Origin of the sequence: Desulfotignum balticum DSM 7044, from assembly GCF_000421285.1 — a bacterium.
Lineage (GTDB): Bacteria > Desulfobacterota > Desulfobacteria > Desulfobacterales > Desulfobacteraceae > Desulfotignum > Desulfotignum balticum.
In genome coordinates this window covers 3,983,554-4,000,604 of sequence record NZ_ATWO01000001.1, presented here as the reverse complement: position 1 = coordinate 4,000,604, position 17,051 = coordinate 3,983,554, and the positions used below count along the sequence as shown (strand labels likewise).

General features: G+C 58.3%; 16 protein-coding genes. 2 read left to right on the top strand and 14 right to left on the bottom strand.

What is annotated here, in order from left to right; genetic code table 11:
* Nucleotides 1–43: 43 nt before the first annotated feature.
* From K365_RS0120035 to K365_RS0120020, 4 genes are all read right to left on the bottom strand, one after another.
* A complete protein-coding gene (locus tag K365_RS0120035) occupies nt 44–361 on the bottom strand; it encodes a hypothetical protein (RefSeq protein ID WP_024336016.1) in 318 nt (105 codons plus the stop codon).
* Nucleotides 362–449: 88 nt separating this feature from the next.
* Entirely contained in the window at nt 450–2,921 is a 2,472-nt protein-coding gene (gene feoB / locus K365_RS0120030) for a ferrous iron transport protein B (protein WP_024336015.1), read from the bottom strand.
* Nucleotides 2,908–3,141 carry a FeoA family protein gene (locus K365_RS0120025; RefSeq protein ID WP_024336014.1) on the bottom strand — a complete coding sequence of 78 codons (234 nt, stop codon included), beginning with the start codon at nt 3,139–3,141 and terminating at the stop codon, nt 2,908–2,910. Before K365_RS0120025 ends, feoB begins: the two co-directional genes overlap by 14 nt.
* A 218-nt stretch (nt 3,142–3,359) precedes the next feature.
* Complete coding sequence (locus K365_RS0120020) at nt 3,360–5,219, bottom strand: heavy metal translocating P-type ATPase (protein ID WP_024336013.1); 1,860 nt, start codon at nt 5,217–5,219, stop codon at nt 3,360–3,362.
* 191 nt (nt 5,220–5,410) lie between these two features.
* On the opposite strand from K365_RS0120020, the gene K365_RS0120015 reads away from it, so the two are divergent.
* Both K365_RS0120015 and K365_RS0120010 read left to right on the top strand, forming a co-directional pair.
* The gene (locus K365_RS0120015) at nt 5,411–5,848 is read left to right on the top strand and encodes a MarR family winged helix-turn-helix transcriptional regulator (protein WP_245569216.1); all 438 of its coding nucleotides are present in this window, start codon (nt 5,411–5,413) and stop codon (nt 5,846–5,848) included.
* A gap of 1 nt (nt 5,849) precedes the next feature.
* Nucleotides 5,850–6,095 (top strand): hypothetical protein, encoded by a 246-nt coding sequence (locus K365_RS0120010; RefSeq protein WP_156887757.1) that lies wholly within the window; start codon nt 5,850–5,852, stop codon nt 6,093–6,095.
* A 138-nt stretch (nt 6,096–6,233) separates the two neighbouring features.
* Here the strand turns inward: K365_RS0120010 and K365_RS0120005 are convergent, their stop codons facing one another.
* The 10 genes from K365_RS0120005 to K365_RS0119960 form a co-directional block, all read right to left on the bottom strand.
* Nucleotides 6,234–6,752 carry a flavodoxin family protein gene (locus K365_RS0120005; RefSeq protein ID WP_024336010.1) on the bottom strand — a complete coding sequence of 173 codons (519 nt, stop codon included), beginning with the start codon at nt 6,750–6,752 and terminating at the stop codon, nt 6,234–6,236.
* Nucleotides 6,749–6,889 (bottom strand): hypothetical protein, encoded by a 141-nt coding sequence (locus K365_RS28065; protein ID WP_156887756.1) that lies wholly within the window; start codon nt 6,887–6,889, stop codon nt 6,749–6,751. The genes K365_RS0120005 and K365_RS28065 overlap by 4 nt, the downstream gene beginning before the upstream one ends.
* Nucleotides 6,882–8,306, bottom strand: coding sequence for an ABC transporter ATP-binding protein (locus tag K365_RS0119995; protein ID WP_024336009.1), 1,425 nt, complete (start codon nt 8,304–8,306; stop codon nt 6,882–6,884). The genes K365_RS28065 and K365_RS0119995 overlap by 8 nt, the downstream gene beginning before the upstream one ends.
* Nucleotides 8,303–9,085, bottom strand: a complete 783-nt coding sequence (locus K365_RS0119990) for an energy-coupling factor transporter transmembrane component T family protein (protein WP_024336008.1) — start codon at nt 9,083–9,085, stop codon at nt 8,303–8,305. The genes K365_RS0119995 and K365_RS0119990 overlap by 4 nt, the downstream gene beginning before the upstream one ends.
* Nucleotides 9,063–9,695, bottom strand: a complete 633-nt coding sequence (locus K365_RS0119985; RefSeq protein ID WP_024336007.1) for an MptD family putative ECF transporter S component — start codon at nt 9,693–9,695, stop codon at nt 9,063–9,065. The genes K365_RS0119990 and K365_RS0119985 overlap by 23 nt, the downstream gene beginning before the upstream one ends.
* A 12-nt stretch (nt 9,696–9,707) precedes the next feature.
* Nucleotides 9,708–11,825, bottom strand: coding sequence for a TonB-dependent receptor plug domain-containing protein (locus tag K365_RS29165; protein ID WP_024336006.1), 2,118 nt, complete (start codon nt 11,823–11,825; stop codon nt 9,708–9,710).
* Nucleotides 11,822–13,222, bottom strand: a complete 1,401-nt coding sequence (gene hutW / locus K365_RS0119975) for a heme anaerobic degradation radical SAM methyltransferase ChuW/HutW (RefSeq protein WP_024336005.1) — start codon at nt 13,220–13,222, stop codon at nt 11,822–11,824. The genes K365_RS29165 and hutW overlap by 4 nt, the downstream gene beginning before the upstream one ends.
* Before the next feature lie 118 nt (nt 13,223–13,340).
* Nucleotides 13,341–15,248: a TonB-dependent receptor plug domain-containing protein gene (locus K365_RS0119970; RefSeq protein WP_024336004.1), complete on the bottom strand. Its 1,908-nt coding sequence runs from the start codon at nt 15,246–15,248 to the stop codon at nt 13,341–13,343.
* A gap of 89 nt (nt 15,249–15,337) precedes the next feature.
* The gene (locus K365_RS0119965) at nt 15,338–15,997 is read right to left on the bottom strand and encodes an FmdE family protein (protein ID WP_245569292.1); all 660 of its coding nucleotides are present in this window, start codon (nt 15,995–15,997) and stop codon (nt 15,338–15,340) included.
* A 128-nt stretch (nt 15,998–16,125) separates the two neighbouring features.
* Nucleotides 16,126–17,049, bottom strand: coding sequence for a peptidylprolyl isomerase (locus K365_RS0119960; protein WP_024336002.1), 924 nt, complete (start codon nt 17,047–17,049; stop codon nt 16,126–16,128).
* Nucleotides 17,050–17,051: the final 2 nt, after the last annotated feature.

Below are 17,051 nucleotides of genomic sequence, written 5' to 3'. Positions count from 1 at the left end.
CAACAAGGGTTGAACATCATCTGGTCTGACAGACACAATTGAATCAGAAGATTTCCTTGCCGGGAACCTTGATTTGATGCCCCTCGCCGGCATCAAATATGACCGTAAACTCCTGAGAAGGCTTTTTCACGGTGTATTCGCTGAATTCATCCAGCTTGTCCTCCATCAGTACTTTGCCGTCCTTGTCCACCACCCGGACCGCGACACCGGCGGCGGAAGATCCATCGGAAAATCCGCCTTCGCAGGTGATGGAACCGTCTCCGTTGTCAAAGCAGGAAAACAGCGGGGTGTGGGCCTGGCAGATGCCGGTGAATAACAGCCCGAGGGCAAGAACAGCCAGCAGGGTTTTAAAATTAGTCATGAGTTCTTTCCTTTCATCAAAAATGGGGTTTAAAAATAAACGGGTTAATGGTTGAATCTGCCGGGCCGTTCATCGGCCCGGCCGTGGGTCATGTGGCGCCTGATCTGGCTGGCGTGATGAACCCGGCCGCAATGGTGATGGCCAGCGCCAGCAGGTAAAAGGCGGCCATGGCCTGGAGCCCGGAAAGACCCAGGAGACTGCCGCCGGTGAATATCAGGCTGGCCACCACCAGCCCCAGCAGCATGGGATAGCCCATGGCAAAAAGCATCCATTTGACGGAACCGGACTGGAGTTTCACCGCAATGGCGGTGGCCAGACACGGGGGATACAGCACCATGAACATCATCAATGCCAGGGCATGGAGCGGGGTGAAATCCTGTTCTCCCCGGGCCATGCGGCTTTCCAGGGATTCACTGGCATCCCCTTGTTCATACAGGGCCCCCAGTGTGGCCACGGCGCTTTCCTTGGCGGCAAAGGCCCCCAGCAGGGCCACGTTCACCCGCCAGTTGAATCCGGCCCACTGGGTCAGAGGCACCAGGGCCTTGCCCGCATAACCCAGAAAACTGTTGTTGATCCGTTCGGCCCGCATTTCCTGGAGCAGCTGGCTCCGCTCCCGGATCAGGGTTTTCAGGGCACGGTTCACCTGTTTGGCTTCCCGGTCCCTGCCGGGCTTTACCAGGGAGAAAAACCGGGCATTGTCCGCCTCGAATTCCGTGTCGATGGCCTGGGCTGCTTCCGGACTTTTGACACGCATCTTTTTGTTCCGAAAGTTTTCCCAGAAATGGATCATGGCCATGAGGCGGTTGTCAGCCAGGTCCGCTTCATACCCGGTGCCGGTGATCTCTTCATAAAAAGAGCGGACGGCGGCATGTTTGCGTGTTTCATACTGGGCCATGCGATCCGGGCCGATGCCGGGAAACTGGAGCAGTACGAAAATCACCACGGCCAGGGCCACCACAATGGTGGTGATTTTCCGGATGAACAGCCACACCCGTTCCAAAGCCCGTCCCAGCACCCCCCGGACGGTGGGCAGGTGATAGGGCGGCATCTCCATGACGAACGGGGCGGTCTCCTTGTCCTTGAGCACGGTCAGGGTGAGCAGTTTGGACACCGGCAGCACCATCAGCATGCTGATGGTGGAGATGAAGAACATGGCCCATCCCTTGTGCGGGGCAAAGTAGATATTGATGAGCAGGACATACAGGGGCACCTTGGCCAGGCAGTTGAGCATGGGGATGATCAGAATGGTGGCCAGGCGGGACCGTTCGTCCGGGATACCTTTGCAGGACATTACCCCGGGGACGGCACAGCCGCCTACATATATCCCTCCCAGCACCATGGGCAGGGTGGACTGGCCGTGCAGCCCGTAGCGGCTGAAGAGCCGGTCCATGATGAACGCCATTCTGGGCATGTACCCGCTGTCCTCCAGAAAGGCAATGCAGGCGAACAGGATGAAAAAGATGGGGATATAGTTGAGCAGGGCGTTCACCGAATCCACCAGCCACAGGAAAAAGGCCCGGGTCAGGGGGACATCGATGAACCCGGATACCGGAAGGATGTCCGACACCAGGTTCCGGAACCCTGCCAGCAAAGGCCAGGTATAGTTGGTGATCTGGTAACCCTGCACAATGGACAGATAGTACAGAGTCCACAACACGCCCACCATGAACACCGGCCCGGCCAGCTTGTGGCAGACCAGGGCATCGATGCGGTCGGACAGAGTTTTTCGTGCCCGTTCGGACTGGGTGACACAGGGCCGGGCAATCCCTTCGGCAGCCCGGTACCGGCAGGTGGCCACATGCATGTCCGGGACCGTATCCATGGCCGCCTTGAACTGTTGCCTGAATTTGTCCACCTCCAGCAGCAGCTGGGCGTATTGGTCGGTTTTTTCCCGGATCAGCTCCCGCACCGCCTCATCCCCTTCCATGAGCTTGATGGCCAGCCACCGCACCGGATACCGGTCCCCCAGGTCGGTGAGGGCGGTCACCCGCTCCTGGACAGAAGAGATGTAAGGTGTCATTTCCCGGTAATCCACCCGGGCCGGTACGCTGGAAAGCCCCTGTCCGGCGATTTCCAGAATCGCTGCCTGGAGATCGGTTTTGCCTTTGCCCCTGGTGATGGCGGTGGGTACCACAGGAACTCCCAGGCTTCGGGACAGGGCCGTGGTGTCGATGGTCATGCCCCGGTTTTGGGCCACATCCATCATGTTCAGGTTCAGGATCACCGGGATCTCCATTTCCATCAGCTGAAAGGTGAGGTACAGGCAGCGCTTGAGGTTGGATGCGTCCATGGTATTGACCACCACGGACGGGGCCTGGTGAAGGATGAAATCCCGGGTCACCCGCTCTTCCGGGGAATAGGAGGTCAGGCTGTAGGTGCCCGGCAGGTCCACCACCGTCACCCGGACGTCCCCGTACCGGTACCATCCGGTCATCTTTTCCACGGTCACCCCGGGGTAGTTGGCCACATGCTGGCGGGCCCCGGTCAGGGCGTTGAACACCGTGGATTTGCCGCAGTTGGGCTGGCCCGCCAGGGCCACGATGATCTTATCGGTTCCCATCTGCCTCTACCTCGACGAACCGGGCCTCTTCATGGCGCAGGCTGATGGAATATCCCTCGATCTCCACCTGCATGGGGTCTTCGAGAGGGGCGTTGCGGATCACCCGCAATGTCAGGCCCGGAAAGATTCCCATGTCCAGAAGACGCTGTCCCAGTATGTTGGCTGCGGACAGCCCGGTGATGGTGCAACTGTTTCCCGGTGTGAGTTGGTCCAAAGTCATGATTTTATTCCTGATAAAGTTATGATACCAATCTATAGTGTTTTAATTGATACAATTTTAGTATAAGTATTAAATGTTAAGTAAGGCTAACAAAAATAATGGCCATATATTTCATGACATGGATTGTTTGTCAAGGTGTTTTTTTATATTTTTTTAAAGAGGCTTTGCAGCAGTGATGTCCGGTTTTCGCATGAAACGGATTGTACTGCTCCTGACATTCAGCGGACTGTCACGCCTGAAGCACCTGCCTGAAACATCCTCAGCGATGCGGCCAGGGCCACCACCAGGATCGATCCGGCATTGTGCATCACCGCCCCCCACATCGGAGTGAGCAGCCCGGCGGCCCCGGCAGCCACTGCCGCAAAGTTCAGGGCAAAACTTAAGGCGATGTTGATTTTGATCACCGTGGTCATGCGGCGGCTCAACTGGATCAGAAACGGCAGCCGGGTCAGATCATCGTTCAACAGCACCATATCCGCCGTTTCCAGGGCGATATCGGATCCGCAGAATCCCATGGCGATACCAATGTCCGCGGTTTTCAGGGCCGGTGCGTCATTCACCCCGTCCCCCACATAAATCAGCCGGCCGGTTTTGTGCTGTTTCAGGTAATTGAGTTTGTCTTCAGGGGACTGGGCCGCTTTCCACCGGGGAATGCCCACGGTTCCGGCGATTTTTTCCACCGGCCCTTCCTGGTCCCCGGACAGAAGGGTGATGTCGGTGATGCCGGTTTTTCGGATCGCATCAATGGCTGCGGATGCATGATCCCGGGCCGGGTCTTCCAGGCAGATAAATCCCAGGATTCGGCCGTCCGATGTCACAGAGACCGCCGTGACCCCCTGGTTCCTGAACCGGCTGGTGGACATGATTTCAATGGTCTTTGTCCCCACCCGGCCGGTGATGCCTTTGCCCGGCTCGGACCGGATCTCTTCAGCTGTGAAACCGGCACACCCCGAGGTCCTCGCTTGATCCACAATGGCCCGGGCCAGGGGATGCAGACTCTTTTTTTCCACGGCCGCAGCCAGGGCCAGCATCTCGCATTCATCCTGATCCGGTTCACACATGGTCTTCACCACCCGGGGATTTCCTGTGGTGATGGTGCCGGTCTTGTCAAAACAGATCGCGGTGGCCCGGGCCAGGTTTTCCAGGTACTGTCCCCCTTTCACCAGGATCCCGGCCCGGGCGGCCCGGCTGATGGCTCCCACCGTTGTCACGGGCCCGGCCAGAAGAAAGGCGCAGGGGCATCCCACAATCAGCACGGTGATGGCCCGGGTCACATCCTGTGTCACCAGAAAGGTCCCCAGGGCCGCCGACAGAATCACCGGCGTGAACCAGGCCGCATACCGGTCCACAATCCGGGTACTGCGGGTTTTGGATTGTTCGGCCGCTGTGACCATCCCGATGATTTTGCCCATGGTGGTGTCTTCTCCCACCCGGGTGGCCTGAATTTCCAGGAATCCATCTACACAGACCGTGCCCCCGTGGACCACATTCCCTTTCTGCCGGGCCACGGGAACCGATTCCCCGGTAATGGCAGCCTGATCCACGGCAGCGGCCCCGGTCACTACCACCCCGTCCACGGGGATCACCTGTCCCTGGCGGACCACCAGCAAGTCCCCGGACCGGATCCCGGACACCGGTACGGTTTCTTCCTGTCCCCGGCGCCGGACCACGGCGGTGTCCGGGGTCAGTTCCACCAGTTTCCGGATGGCATGGCGGGCACTGTCGCTCACCGCCTCCTCCACCATGGCCCCGGCCTTCATGATGGCCGAAACCACCGCTGCCTCCAGAAAATTGCCGGTGAGCACACAGGCCACCACGGCAATGCTCACCAGTTCATCCACATTCACCCGTTTGCCGGCCACCCCCCGGATCGCTTCCATGACAATGGGCAGGCCGTTGATCAGGATCGATACCACCAGGAACAGGTTGGTCAAAGAGATCTCCGGCAACACCGGCACGCCCATGGGGGGGACCAGCAGGGCTGCCGGTATCAATCCCGCCCCCAGGGCCACTTTCATAAAATCATCTGAAGTGAAAATCTGTCTGTATACAGTTAAATTGGCATATCTTCCGATCATGGTTTCCTCCATCATTTCTGGTTCATATTTTCTGCCGGGCAATATAGAGAAAAAAAGTTTGGCTGTCAATATATTTGATATACAATATATTTGATGTACAAACTATATAATAGTTTTTCTTTGTCTCCCGGGTGTGATATGTAATCAGATGATAAGCGTTCAACCTCGAACCTCGTAGATGGATGGATCCCATGACAGGACAGATGGCAGCTTCCATGGAACTGACTCGGTTGTCAAAACAAATTGTGGAGTTTTATGAACGTCTGTCCTCCTGGGAGGAATCGGTGGTGCGGGATTCTGGATTGACCACGGCACAGGCCCATACCATTGAGATGGTGGGGCACAGCGGCGCCATCAAAATGAAGGACCTGGCTGAAAAAATCGGGATCACCACCGGCACCCTGTCTGTGGCCGTGGACCGGCTGGAAAAAAAACACCTGCTCCGGCGCACCCCCCACCAAACGGACCGGCGCGCCTTTCTCATCGAACTCACCCCTGAAGGGGAAGCCTGTTTCAGGGAGCACCATGAGTTTCACCTGAAAATGACCCGCAAAATCGTATCCGGGCTCACCGCATCTGAACAGAAAACCTTTGTCGATGTCATTGAAAAAATATTGAAAAAAATATGACATGAGGAGCGTTCCCGCCAACGATGACACCCCGGGAATACCGCACGCAAAACAGGAAGGGATGGGTGTCAAGGAGACGGTTTCAGCGGCGGCGATGTGGAAAACCCGGGTTGAAACAGCTTTGTTTTTGAAAAAACAAAAAGAGTATCCCGCCAAGACCGATCGTCAGCAAGCCCGCCAGGGTCAGCTTCACCAGGACATTGGGGTTCTGTTCAAGATTGCGCCGGGTCAGACCCCGGGGGGTTGATCATGAACCAGATATCCCCGCCGTCCCAGTACGGTGTGACTTGAATGGCATAGGGTGTATGGTCCGGGGGAGACCGTGCAGATGGTACCCCGCTGGGGACGGTCCAACAGCTTGAATCTCTGTATCGGTCATGGCCCCTCATGAAGTCACTTTTGGTTCAATGTCATGGATCATCTCCCGAAAAGCGGCTTTTGCCATTTCCAGGTCCGGGTCATTCGGGTGAGATTCCGCCGCTTTGATGTTGGCCATCCTTTCCGGGGTCATGGGGTGGACATGGGAGGCCGTTTTTATCATCATCTCCACGACGGCCGGGTCGATACGGCCCTGGCACAGGAAGGTGCCGGCCACATGATTGCCGGAGACCAGATCCACGGCCCGGCTGATGCAGTCCCGGGCATGGGGGGAATCCGGGTTCGCCCCAAGGGTTCCGAACAGGCCGACGGTGGCGCCCTGAACGGTCTGTATGTATGAAGCGGCTTTGTCATCGGGACGGCCTTTGTCCACCCAGAAGCCGATGGCCACGAAATCATACCCGTTTGCCGGGGGGGCCTGTTCCACCGGAAAAATCTCCCTGTCTCCGGGGAGGGAGTCAAACACGGCGTTGGCCACTTTCCGGGTATTGCCGGTGCGGGATGAGTATACCACCAGGGATTTCATGATCTTGCCTCCTGTCCGGCGGCGGCTTCAGGGATGCCCAGGGTTGCGGCGAGCCGGTCCAGCAGGATGTCCGGATCGGCTGTCACGGTATTTCTTACAGCCCGGCGGTTTTTATCGGTCAGGAATGCATCATACATGATCTGTCTCCTTGTGAATAAACGGTTTCAAAGGCAGGTGAAGGGCACCGTCGCAGCAGCGGCTGATCAGTTCCAGGTCATGGCTGATCAACAATACGCAGGTGCCGTGGTCCGCGGCCCGGCGGATGGCGCCGGCAATCAGGTGCAGGTTTTTTCCGTCCAGGCCGCTGGTGGGTTCGTCCAGTATCAGGATATCGGGTTGTCTGATCATGGCGCAGGCGATCACCAGGCGCTGTTTTTCCCCGCCGGAAAGAGACTGGGGATGGCGGGGAGACAGGCCGTCCAGGCCGAACAGATCGAGGACCGCGTCAATATCCGGTCCGGTTTTCAACTGACGGCAGGTGTCCGTGGACAGGACCAGCTCATCTCTGACGGTCTGCATGTGAAGCTGATGGTCGGTGTTCTGGAGCACAATGCCGGCCCGTTCCAGCAGCTGGCCGGGGGTGACGGCGGTCCCGCGGATCCGGAACCGGCCCTGGTCAACCCGGGTCAGGCCGGTGAGCAGCCGGGCCAGGGTGGTTTTGCCGGTCCCGTTTTTCCCCAGCAGTCCGGTGACTCCCCGGAATAGGGAAAAAGATGCGCGACAAAACAGGTCCGGCCCGCTGCCGTATCTGAAGCACAGATCTTCCACATCCACATCCGGGTCTTTCCCGGTCACCGGTGTCAGGTCTGCGCGCTTATCTTCCACCCTGGATTGCCTCAGACCGAAGCGCTCCCTGAGGGCACTGTCGTCCAGAATGGAGAAACCGCCTTCAGCTTTGGATCGCCCCTTTTCCATGACGATGATGCGGTCGACCACGGATTCAAGCCAGTACAGCCGGTGGTCCACGATAACGATGGCCATGCCCTGCCGCTTCAGATCCATGATCATCCGGGCCAGATCCAGGGTGGATTCGGGGTCGAGATTGGCGGTGGGCTCATCCAGCACCAGGGCGCGGGGATCCAGGGAGATGATGCCGGCCAGGGCTACTTTCTGTTTTTCCCCTTCGGACAGGCAGAGGATGGACTGGTGCAGAAGGGGGCCCAGGGCGAACTGCTCCGCTGCCCGGTCCACCTTCCGCCTTACAGCCAGGGGGGAGAATTCCCGCCATTCATGGACAAAAGCGATCTCGTCTTCCACGGAAGTGGCGAAGAACTGGTGTTCCGGGTCCTGGAACAGGGTCCCCGCATCCAGGGCGATTTCATCGAGACGCCGTGTGAGGGAATCTTTGCCGTTCACCGCAATGGACCCCGTGAGCCGGCCTTTGAAAAAATGGGGGCACAGACCGTTGATAAGGCGGACAATGGTGGATTTTCCGCATCCGCTGGCACCGGTGATCAGCACCGCTTCCCCCGGATCGACCCGCAGGCTGAAACCGGAAACCGCTGCCTGGGGTTGAAACGGATACACATAGGAGACCCGGTCCATGACAATCATCTGATCATTCCTCCGGGATTCCCCCTGAGAACGAGCTGCAGGACCAGGGCCGCGGCCAGGACCGCCAGGGTGAGGCCGGCCATGAGTGCATCTTCCCGGCCGAACCGGGCCGGGTGCAGCGGGGTCATGCGGCTGCCGTGTCCCAGACCCTTGAGTTCGGCGGCAATGCCCAGGTCGTCCGATGACCGCAGGGACCGGAACAGCAGGGGCATCAGCAACAGCCGCACAAAAAGAACCGGCCGGCGGATAATGAAGACAGGGGTGATCCGGTGGCCCCGGGTCCGGGCGCATTCCCGGATCTGGCGGATATCCTCGATAAATGTGGGAATGAACCGGATCATCACCGCCAGGGGTACATAAATGGGAAACGGCAGCCGCAGGACCTTGAAGGTGGACAGAAACGACTGGGTCCGGGTGGAAAGGGCCAGGGCCAGCGCCACGTTCACCATCACCGTGGTGCGCAGAAACGGCACCAGCAGCCGGTCCAGATCCAGGGGGGCCATCTTGGGCCAGAGCAGGTGCAGCCCCGCCATCATGCCCACGGCAATGCACCACATCAAAACCACCACGGCATAGATGATCCAGACCAGTCTGGTGCGGTTCAGGTTGAAAACATATATGGCGCTGCACAGGGTCAGCACCCCCAGCGGCACCGGGTGATTCATCAGGATCACCGCCACGGAGGCCAGCAGGCTGATTCCCATTTTGGTGCGGGCATCCAGCCGGTGAACAAAGCGTTTATCCGTTTCAGGGGTGTCAGTTTCGAACAATGCCCGCATGGCGCAGCTCCTTTACAAATCTGAGGCCGGCAAACAGGCCCGCCACCGCACCCAGGTATCCGATGGCGACCATGGCGGTCGTGATCCACAAAAGCTGGGGCTGCTCCCGGACAAACAGCCAGGAAATGCCCAGGGATCCGGACTTAAAAACCAGGTCATACAGGGCCACACCCAGGATGATGTTGCGTGTTTTGTTGTATCCGCCCAAAACCAGGATCACTCCTTCGGCCAGAAGGCCCGCTGCGAGCATGGGCGGCAGCAGAAAAAAGCCGCCTCCCATGAGCAGCATGGCAAAGATGATATTCACGGCCATGAACAGCAGCAGGGTCCCGGGTTTGCGGACCTTGAACAGGAGGACCACGAGAAATGCCGTGAAAATCAAATTTTTCAGCAGCAGGGTCAGCGGGTTCATGCCGCCCCCCATGAGGGCCACCATCAGGCTGGTGGTTTTTGTGAGCGCGGCAAAGATGCCGATCACGGCCAGGTCCCGCACTTCCCAGTAAGAAGGGGCACTGGAGCGGTGGTCCGGGCAGGATGCACCTTCGGTCATCCGGTTTTCCCGGAGCAGAATTGCCGGGGCGTGTTCTGTTTTTCGGGCAGTCAATTTCATATCTTCCTTTTTCTAAAAGGTGACCCCTGCTTTGATCACCGCGTGAAATCCAGGCTGGTCCAGGGTGGACCGGGCCGTAGTATAGGACCGGTCGAAAATGTTGTTCAGGTTGAGGGTGGTAAAATAGTGCTGCTGCCGGCCGAACCGGGTACCCAAAGTGAGGTTGAGGGTTTCCCATGATCCGTGGGTTTCCCGGGTCCCGTCATCAGAGAGCCGTTCTTCGGCTTTGGCGGCCCAGCGGGTGTAGATGTCGCTGTAAAAATCGATATGCTCCCGGAACAGTTGTTTATACCGCAGCCCGGCCCGGCCTTTCAATTCAGGCAGGCCGGTATCATAGGTGCTGAAACCGTCCTTCGTAAATTTGCGATTCAGCCAGGTGGTGCTGGCGTAAGGGGTCAGACCCAGGCCGGGAAAGGTGTAACCCAGGGTCAGTTCGGCGCCGTATGTTTCCGCGGTGTCGACATTGACAAATCGGCGGCCCCCGGTGACAGGCGCCGTGGAAATATAATCGGCCGCATCGGAATAAAACCCGGTGATGTCCGCAACCCATGTGCTGTTGTCAAACCGGGCACCGATTTCATAGTTGCTGGAGGTTTCCGGTTCTAGGTCCGGGTTGGGAAAGGTCGGGTCTGCACTGCCGTGCACCGTGCCGATGAACAGCTGCTGCAGATTGGGAAACCGGTATCCCTGGGAGAACAGGCCCCGCAGAACAAGGTTGTCCACGCCGTCATAGGTCAGCCCCGCGCTGAATACCGGGTAACTGTCGTCGGTGCTGCCTTTTTCCAGGGAAGGATCGTTGGTGTTTTTGAGTTCTGAGCGCAGCCAGGTCTGCCGGACTCCCAGTGTGGCGGTCAGATCGCAGGGAAGGGACCACTCATCCTGCAGAAAAACGGCATGGGTGTCCATGGCGGCATCATAGGTGTAATGATCCGTACTTTCGGTCTGGGTCCCAAAGGGAGGGGGCATGGGTGACTCCTGCCGGGAAACAGTGGTGGTGGCGGTATCGAGCCGGTCGAAAACCGGTTCGTACCCGAAAATCAGATAATGGGCGTGATGCGGGATCCAGTCCAGCTGGAAACCGCCACCAATGGTATCCTGATCGTTATCCGTGGTGATCCGATTTTCAATAATCATGTTCCGGAAAGCCGGAGATATGGGAACGCTGATATCCATGTCGTTTTTGAGCAGTTTCCGGGTGTTCTGGAAATAGGCATCCAGGCGCATGCGGGGCACAGAATCGGCAACATCACGCAGCTCTGCGTAGGTGCTGATTTTTTCCCGGTCCCATTGGGGCAAGTCCAGCTGAAAATAGGTCAGGGTGTCGCCGGTGGTTTCTTCCGGGGTGTGAGAGTTGATATCGCTCTGGTAGCTGTCATACATGACTCCGATGGAAACCCGGTCAAGATCGTATCCCCCGAAAGCACTGAACTCCTGGGTTTCGTAGGAACTGTTGTCCAGGGTCTTGTCCGGGGTCCGGCGGTCCCCGTAATCGGTCCGGGTGCCGGACAGCCGGTAGCTGAATCCGTCAACCCTGCCGAAAATGGATGCATACCCGGAGATCCCGTCGGCGGAAGTGTCAAAGGAGGTGCTCAGTTCCGCCTGAACCGGCCGGGTCCCGCCTTTTTTGGTAATGAGGTTGACAACACCGCCGATGGCCTCGGAACCATACAGCACCGATGCCGGCCCCTTGATCACTTCGATCCGTTCAATCCGGTTGGGATCGATGAGCAGGGCTGCTCCGTCCATGGATTTCTGTTCTGATATTTTCTGTCCGTCGATCAACACCAGGACCCGCGCACCGCTTTCCCCCCGGATCTGGACCCGTTTGGCCCCGGGAATGGACTGGTCGAACACCTCGATGCCGGGCACATCCTGCAATAGATCAGCAAGGGTGGTTGCATCGGAGCGCGTCATATCCTCTGCCGTGACAACCGATATGGAAGCGGGCACCTGCTGCAGTTCCCGCTCCGTGCGGGTGGCGGTGATAACGATTTCAGGCGTTTTCAGCGTGTTGACGTCTTTTTTTTCATCCGCTGCTGCATGGGGTGCGCTGAAAACCAGCACAAGGGTGCCCAGCAGTCCGGTCACTGTTGTTTTCCACCGGGGGTGCCGGTTGAGGGAATGTGTCATGTCATCTGCTCCTCTGTTATGTTCCGGTGTAAATAATCGATCATCAACTGTGCCAGGTTGACCTGCCAGAATTGTCCGGCCAGGGTCGGTTCCAGCCAGTCTCCGTCTGTTTCAATGAGCCCCGCCCGGCGCCACTGTTCCGTCAGGGGGGCGAGGACGGCTTCAATGGGTATGCTGAACGCTGCATCCAGCCGCCTGAGGTTGATCCGGCCGAGATCGAACCCGGCGGCAATGGTTTTGTCCAGCTCCACCATGGGAGACGGGGCTATCAGGGTTGTCAGGGGTTTTTGGTTCATGTCCACGGCCGTGCGCCATCTGTCCAGATCGCTCTCCACAAAGTAATAGTGACCCTTCAGGCACCCCCCGGCACCCGGACCATAGGCCAGACACTCGGAAGGCCCTTTCATCAGATGGTTGTAGATATTGCGCTCCCGAGTGGTACGTCCCCAGTGGCCCACGGTGAGCCGCCTGTACCGGGCCTGTTCCATGATTTTAACCCCTTCGGCAAACAGTTCCGCCTGGAACGGCAGCCCGGCAGCCGCCGGAAAGGTTCCCTTTTTAATGGCCCGGGCCAGGGGGCTGGAAGGAAACAGATTGAGCTGGTACAGGTCCATGCCGTCCAGGTCCAGGGACAGGAAGTCGTCGATGTCCCGGCGCCACATCTCCATGGTTTGGCCTGGAAAGCCATAGATCAGGTCGATCACCGCCACGGCCCACCCATCGGCTTTCAATTCCCCGAGGAATTCAATGATCCGGTCCCGGTCTGCAACCCGCCGCATGGACCGTCTCAGATCGGTGTGAAAGGTCTGCACCCCGATGGAAAAGCGGTTGGCCCCGGCGGCCAGGCACGCATCGATTTTCGCCTGGCTGAAATTGTGAATCCGGCCTTCAACGGTAATCTCACAGTCATTGGCCAGGGGAAAACCAGATTTGATTGTTTTGAGCAGGCGCTTCAAATCATGGGCCTCCAGGGCGGTGGGGGTGCCTCCGCCGATATATACCGCATGGACCGGTCTCTGGGTCACCGCTGGGTGCGCCTGCCACAGGTCGATTTCCCGCAGCAGGGTATCGGTGAACCCGGCACTTTCTTTTCTGCCGTAGGCGCGGTTGTAAAACCCGCAGTACAGGCAGTGGGTCTCGCAGAACGGCACATGAATGTAGACGGCGGATGGTTGCTGCCGGGCACGGGACAGCAGGTTTTCCATGATGTGGTTTCGGGCGGTATTTGGGACGGGACTTCCGCTGAAACCCGCATGGACGGTAATTTTTTTTTCAAAGGCATGGGTGAGCGGATCCACCCCTTCCCGGGCAAAAAAACGGGTGCCGGTGTCTTTGTCAAGTGCGGTCTTGAACAGTGCGGGTTTTCCGCGCTGGGGGCCGGTCTGGGCTGGTTGCATTGTCATCCTTCTGTTTTGGGTGGTGAAAGGTATCATTTCACCTGTTTTTCAATACGTCATCCAGTGGTCCTGTTTTCGTGTGGGGATCAATCGATTCGCCCGTTTTACGGGACAAGGGCTAAAAATGCGCCGTGATGCCGGCGTAAACCGTGGTCGGATCGATCTGGACGACATCGTTTTGTTCGACCTGTTTGTCAAACAGATTGTTCACCCCGGCAAAGATCTCGAAGCGCTCGTTCAGGCCCTTGGCTACATAGGCACCGAACAGGGGATAGGATTCGCTGTTTCCGTCCGCGTAGGTCAGATTTCCGATATAGGACATCCGCAGGTTGGCCCGCAGCCGCCAGTCCGGCAGCTCATAGCCCAGTTTGAAATATCCTTTGTATTCGGGAAGGCCGCCCACGGCCCCCTCTCCGGCTCGGTCCTCCACATCCTGCCAGGTCAGGTTGCCGTCCAGGGAAAAGCCCCCGGGCAGGCGGACCCCGGCCTCGGCCTCGATGCCTTTGATGGTGGCTTCGGCAATGTTCCGGTACCGGTAGATGTCACGTTTGTCCTTACCCGATCCTTCGGTCCGCAGGAATACGCTTTCAATCAGGTCCTCCACCTCGGTGTAAAATCCGGTCACCCCGCCCCGGTACCTGCCGTGATCTCCTGCAATACCCAGTTCCCAGGTGGTGGAGGTTTCCGCCTTTAATTTTGGATCGGACTCGAACACCTCCTTGCCCCGTTTCCGGAGTGAGGTCACATAGAGTTCGGTCAGGGAGGGTGCCCGGAACCCCTGTCCAACGGAACCTTTCAGCCGCAGGTGATCCGACAGCCGATAGACAAGGGACCCCCGGGGGCTCCACTGGCTGCCAAAAGCGGAATGGTCGTCCCAGCGTATCCCCAGGACCGTATAAAGGGGGTCGGACAGGTGAAACTCATCCTGGATCAGAAGGCTGATATTGTCCACATCCCGGTCCGTGCGGGTTCCGGCCAGGGTGTCATCCAGCCCGTCCCGGCGGTATTCCGCGCCCAGGGTGACTAGGTGGCCGTCCAGAAACAGTCCCGTGTAACGGGCCTCGGCCTGGGTGGTGGCCTGTTCTGTGTGCCGCTCGCCGGAGGCGGCAAATGGGGTGAATTCCAGTTCGTTTTCATATTCGGAGCGGTTCATCCGGACCATGAGCCGGTCCATGGACCGGAACCCGGCATCATACTGCAGGAAGTAACCCCGGCGTTTTTCATCGGCCCTCCGTTCCCTGGCCAGATTCTCGTAGAACTGGTCCCCGGTGTAGACGGTGTCCATGAATTCCAGGCCGGTGGTAAGGGTCTGGCGGTCGGTCAGGTCAAAGGCGGCCCGGCCGGCCAGAAATCCCGGTTCTTCTTCATACCCGTCATCAGGAAGTGATCCCGATTCGTCCCAGCCGTCCTTGTGCCGCAGCTCCCCGGCAACCAGGAAGCGGAAACGATCCGTAACCGGTCCGCCGGCAAAGCCGCTGCCCGCATACTCAGCAGCCTCGCCGCTGATGTTCACCCCGGCCTGGCCGGTGACTGTGCCGTGCCACTGTTCAGGCGCCTTCCGGGTGATGATGTTCACCACCCCGCCCAATGCGTCATTGCCGTACAGGGCCGATGCCGGACCCCGCACGACTTCGATACGTTCCACCATCACGGTGGGGATCTGGCGCAGGTCCACCTGGTCGTTGAACCCGAAGGCCAGGCGCCGCCCATCCAGCAGTACCAGGGTGTGTTTGCTGCGGGTCCCCCGGATGCCGGGCGCTTCCACCCGCCCGGATTCCCGGGAAACCACCAGGCCCACGGCCGTTTCCAGGGCTTCTGCCACGTTCAGGGCGTTCAGGTCCCGGATTTCCCGGGCCGTGATCACCTCGATCGCGCCGGGGGCATCCAGGAGCTCTTTAGCGCTGCCGGTGGCCGTGACCACCACCTCGTCCAGTTGCTGCGGCGCTGCTGCCCGGTCAGCCCGTACAGGTCCGGCATGTAACACAGCCAGGCCCGCAACCAGTAAAACATATCTTTTCCAGTTCATCTTTTTCTCCTTTGGGACGGATCCCCTGTCTTTTACCGGGGCTGTTGGTTTGAATCCCCGGAAAAGCAGGCAGAAACCGGCTGGACCGGTTATTGGGTTTTCTGCTCCTGCTTGATTCTTTTGCGCTGGTCACGGATATGCCGGTCGATCTCTCCGGGCAGGATCTGTCCCCAGACCACAACGGTGTCAACCTGCGGGGTGCCGAACAGTTCGGTGAGCGGTTTGCCCGGGAATGTGCGGATCACACGCTGTCGGTCTTTTGTGCGTTTTTTCTTTTGTTCATCCGTAATGGTCCCGGCCTTATGTTCGGCCCGGAGTTCGAACCAGTCTTCAGGCCAAAGTCCGTCCTGCAGGCGCACGGTCACCGTCTGCATGGTGGATTTGCGCAGAAACTGGAATGTAAAGTTGTCCGCGTCCATGACCATGCCTGCCGGGGGCCAGGTCCGTCTGGATTTGTCTTTGCCTTTCATCAAAAGATCGAACAGATCCATGGGTCCCCCGGCGGAGCGGGAAATGATCACCAGATCCGCCAGGTCCGGAGTTTCCTGGCCGTAAAGCAGTTCCAGGCCGTACCGCAGGGCCTGGAACGCCATGGTGGCCCCGGGACAGGCGTTGCCATGAAAGTCATAGACATCCGTCAGCCGGATGGTCAGTTCCCGGCCCTCTTTGATAATGGTGACCGGCGGCAGGTTTTCTGCAGATGCCGGATAGGTCCTGGTGCCGGCCGATACGCTCCATGCCCCTGCCATCAGTGCCAAAAAGAATACCAATCCTAAGCAGGTCCTGGTCACAAAGGATCTACTGCATCCGTGAAGCTTTCTCGTTCTCATAAATTTTGCTGAGTTCATCATACCTCCTGATTGTTGAACATTCGTGTTCAATTGTTTTCCAGGGATCCGTCATCCGCTTCTGACAGGACCTGTTCCAGATGATCCAGGTGCCGGTCCAGAAAAGCGGCCAGCTGCTGTTCATTCACTTCCACCTGGAACTGTTTTTTCAGCTGGTCATAAGCCTTTGTCCATTCATCCCGGTATCGGGCATACAGCAGGTCGTTCCGGACATATGTTTCCCTGTCCTCAAAGGCATAGGGCACGGGATCGGTTCTGCTGTCCAGCCGGAGGATATGGTAATGCCCATTGATCTCAAAGGGACCGGACACCTGTTCCAGTTTCAGGGCCGCCACTACGGGCCGCCAGGATTCACGGAACCGATCCAGGGGCCTGGCACCGGTATTTCCGCCCGCATCCCGGGTTTTCGGATCCAGGGAGTAGTCCGCCGCCGCCTGTTCGAATGTCAGATCACCGGACCTGATTTTGTCCATCACCTGTCGGGCCTCTTTTTCATCCCCGGTCCGGATCATTCGGACATGGTACCGTGCCGGTTCCTGGTAACTGTCACGGTTCTCCTCGAAATACCGCCGGAGTTCCTTTTCCGTGAAATTTGCTTTGTCGATTTCCGGCACCAGGGAGGGGGTGAGAATCTGAAGGAATAGTTCCGCCATGAAATCGTGAATTCTGGCCCGGATCCGGGGATCCAGGTGCAGTTTTTCATCCAGCCCTCTGGCGATGATCATCTCCATGTTCAGGGCGTGCTCGAACACAAATTCCGGGGTCAACCGGTCAGGGTTTTTGCTGAACCGGGGTTTTTTTCGGATCAGTTCATGATGGGCCACCAGGTCCTCGGCCATCAATTCACCCCCGGTGAAGGAAACCACCGGGTCCGTGTTCTGGCTGTCCCCGCATCCGGCCAGCAGTAACGGTGTCAGCAGCAGTACAATCAGGAATATTATCTGTTTTTTCATGG